The sequence below is a fragment of the Gilliamella sp. Imp1-1 genome (genome assembly GCF_001690415.1).
GTDB classification, from domain to species: domain Bacteria; phylum Pseudomonadota; class Gammaproteobacteria; order Enterobacterales; family Orbaceae; genus Gilliamella; species Gilliamella bombi.
The window spans coordinates 1-3677 of the sequence record NZ_LZHK01000085.1; the positions used below are offsets into that span (position 1 = coordinate 1).

General features: G+C 31.4%; 4 protein-coding genes. All 4 read right to left on the reverse strand.

Going from position 1 to position 3677, the window contains the following annotated elements; genetic code table 11:
- Nucleotides 1-109: 109 nt before the first annotated feature.
- Nucleotides 110-1309, reverse strand: a complete 1200-nt coding sequence (locus A9G38_RS07360) for an MFS transporter (protein WP_034913438.1) — start codon at nucleotides 1307-1309, stop codon at nucleotides 110-112.
- 243 nt (nucleotides 1310-1552) lie between these two features.
- The gene (gene aroL / locus A9G38_RS07365; RefSeq protein ID WP_034913435.1) at nucleotides 1553-2065 is read right to left on the reverse strand and encodes a shikimate kinase AroL; all 513 of its coding nucleotides are present in this window, start codon (nucleotides 2063-2065) and stop codon (nucleotides 1553-1555) included.
- 216 nt (nucleotides 2066-2281) lie between these two features.
- Nucleotides 2282-2635 carry an Aca2/YdiL-like domain-containing protein gene (locus A9G38_RS07370; protein WP_034913431.1) on the reverse strand — a complete coding sequence of 118 codons (354 nt, stop codon included), beginning with the start codon at nucleotides 2633-2635 and terminating at the stop codon, nucleotides 2282-2284.
- A gap of 154 nt (nucleotides 2636-2789) precedes the next feature.
- Complete coding sequence (aroE, locus tag A9G38_RS07375) at nucleotides 2790-3620, reverse strand: shikimate dehydrogenase (RefSeq protein ID WP_034913427.1); 831 nt, start codon at nucleotides 3618-3620, stop codon at nucleotides 2790-2792.
- Nucleotides 3621-3677 lie beyond the last annotated feature (57 nt).

Below are 3677 nucleotides of genomic sequence, written 5' to 3' on the forward strand. Positions count from 1 at the left end.
AATTGTTAAATACGAAAATAAATTAAAATTTTTATGAGATGTTAATATCGAAAAAAAGCATGCCATATTGGCATGCCCTCTAACATTATTATTCTTAAAATATATAAAATTATATTTTTGTTATATCAACTACCTTTTTAAAACGATAAAAGATAATTGAGCCAAGTATTACACTTGACATCGCAATAAAAAAGTCAATTAATATGGCATAACTTACATTGAACATAGCTAATTTTGGTACTATAAGCGGAATGATAACAAACGATAGACCGCTAAAAGTATACATACAACCTACAGCAAGACCTTTTCGTGTTGGGAACATTTGTTGCATAACAACCAAAGTTAATTGAAGTACCCCCCCTGCCGCAGTTAATCCCATTCCTATTGCGACGATAACACACATTGCAGGTGAAACATTAAAATAAAAAATGATTAATACCAACGCAGATAAGGCAGGCAAAATAATGATGCAAAAGATAGGTTTTAATAGATGTTTGACGACAAAAGCCGTAACAAATACAGAAATAATTGAGGCAGTACTATAATAACTAATCAGTTGATTAGCATCAGGTTCGCTAATATTAACAGCTCTGATAGCGATAGTTGGCAACCACTGCAAGACAATAACGAATGTTGCTGTTGTTGTAAATCCCATAATAATTAATAAAATACCTTCAAATCCAAAATTAGGTTTTCCAATAAAATAACTTTGTGAGCATTCATTACTTTTAATGGAGGTATCTATATGTGGAAACTGCTTAGGAAGTAAAAATAGTGTATTAACTATTAGATAAGCAACAAAACCAAAAAAAATCCAACCATACCATATTTGGTATTGATGGCAAAAAACAACAATAAATGGAAGAACAAGAGATCCCATTGAAATGAAAGCCTTGATCAATACGCTAGCTGTACCACATGAGTTTGGAAAACATTCTGTTAATGCTGGCATTGAACCAGTATCTAAAAAAGAATTTCCAGCCCCAATAGCAATAGCTAAACAAAAAGCAATATTTATATTAGTACAAAAAGGCATTCCTAGAAAAAAAATAGCATAGCAAGCCATACCTAGACAAATAAATAGTTTGCGACCAAATTTATCTGACAATACACCACCAACAAACATTAATAATATTTTTCCAATTCCTATACCCGAAGCAATTTTACCAATGCCGATTAGATCAATATTAAGTTGTTTCGATATATCATATGAAAATTGCATGATCACAATTAATGCAATACTTTGTATTATATAATTTGCATATATAGATCCTGCAATTCCATAAGAATTGACCTTTCGATTATCCACTTGTCATACTCCATATGTAAAACATAAAATTATAATTCTATTCAATATACAAGTATCAATATTAATCAGAAAGATAGTAAGTATAAATTTGTTACTTAGCTTTTATTTGGTTCTAAAAAACAATAAAGTTTTATTCAAAATTAAACTTATATAGAATCTTGGTTAAATTTTAAAAATTTATTTTTTTCTATTATTAATAAAAATACCTCTTTTTAAGCGGCCTTTTTATTAAAAGAAGTTAAATTAGTTTCGAAGCATTTCAAAAATTTTTGCAAGAATCAAACTTTCATCTTGATCAACATTGATCACATGATGTGCAGCATCATGATATAAAGGTAATCTTTCAGCCAATACCTTTTCCATTTCATCATAAATAGATAGGCCAGTTAGTGATGGTCGTTGAGCAATGTTAGGATCTTTCATTAAACGCGCAGCTAGTGTTGCCGCAGGTGCAGATAAAAAGATAACTGTGCCATTTTGTTTCATAAAATTCCGATTATGCTCGGCTAATACCATGCCGCCACCAGTTGCAATGACACAATTAGGTTTAGTTGTATCAATCAACACCTGACTTTCTCTTGCTCTAAATCCTTCCCAACCTTCTTTTTCAACAATTTCGGCTACCGTCTTTTGAGTAGTTTCGAGTAAATATCTATCGGTATCAATGAAAGAAAACGATAGCTTATTTGCTAACATCTTTCCCATCGTTGTTTTACCTGCAGCCCGTGCACCAACTAAAAAAATTGTTTTATTCATATTGGGTTTTATCTTTTCAGATTTATAGAATATATTAACCATGCTAGTGATTCGCTCTTATTTTTGCAACAAATTTTTTACATAGTATATAAAAAATATATAACTATGTATTTTTTATATAATTAAAAATAACATATATAGAATATATCCGTAATGAAATGTTTACAATATTATAAGGAAGCTTTTAAAACCTAAAAGTCATCTTAATAAAGTTAATTAACATAACTTTTCTAAACCACGGAAATAGAGCTCTGTTGCAATCGATTGATGTAATCGCCATTGAATCACATCAAGATCTAAATTTACCTTTTTGAACTCTTCGTATGTCATAAAATAACGGATTGTATTACTACCAATACGATCATTAATACTATTTATAATAATATTTATTTTTTCGTTTCTGATTTTTTTTAGTTCTTGCATTGCTTTTCCGACAAACTCTGGGATCGGCTTTGTACCATTTTCCCAATCATGCCATGTATTAATATCTGTTTTTCCAATATATTCACTAGCTTCTGATACTTTTAGCATAAGAAAACGACGATACGCTTGCAATTCTAAGTTAGTCATAAATGCTCCTTATTATAATGCGCTTGATCTATCCAATTAATATATTAACTTTGCCTATGCCAACGTAATATAGTTGGCAATAGCAGCTAATTGTATAAACAGTAGAAAATACGATTAATTCCAATTTAACTAGATATGTTTGCCTGTTTGGCAATTAATGTTTAGCTAAAGCATCAATTACAGCTTGTTTTGCTCGTTCAGAAAGATCTTTTCCTGTCCAAATCTTAAATTGAGCATTTGCTTGACCAATAAACATTTCACGTCCTGAAATAGATTCCCAGCCAGCTCTTTCTGCTTCTTGTCTAAAACAAGTATTATATGGAGTATAAACAATATCGTAAGCCACTCCTTTACCTTTAAACCAAGCTTGTTTATAAGGTGTTTGATTCTCAAATTTACCCGTCATACCTAATGGTGTTGAATTAATAACAATTTGAGTTTCAACTTTGCTACGGTCTTCCCATGAAATAGTTTTAAGGTTGAATTCACTAGCTAATGCCTGAGGTAAATCATCAGCAATATCCGTTACTGTAATATCGGTATAACCAAGTTCCTGTAATCCCACTACAGCTGCACGTGCAGCACCTCCTGCTCCAAGTAATAACACTTTTTTGAATTCTGCTGGCAGTTTTTTATTTTGAAGTGGCTCCATGAATCCAATAATATCTGTATTATCCCCACAAAGTTTATCCCCATCCCAATACACCAAATTCGCAGCACCTGCTTTTTTTACATGATCTGTCACTTCATCTAAATAAGGAATGATAGTCTGTTTATGTGGAATAGTGACACATAATCCACGGATATTTAGTAATCTGACTGATTTAAAAAGTGTCGGTATCTCTTCTGGTGGAGTAGGAAAAGGAACTAAAACTGCTGGGATCCCATAATCTTGAAATGACGTAGTATGAATAAGTGGACTCATACTGTGCCCTAAAGGATAACCGATAATGCCATATATACTATATGGCGTGAACTGGTTCATATAATCTCCTTATAAATTGGAAAATTAACACGATATAAATAAAAATCTTAATCAAGC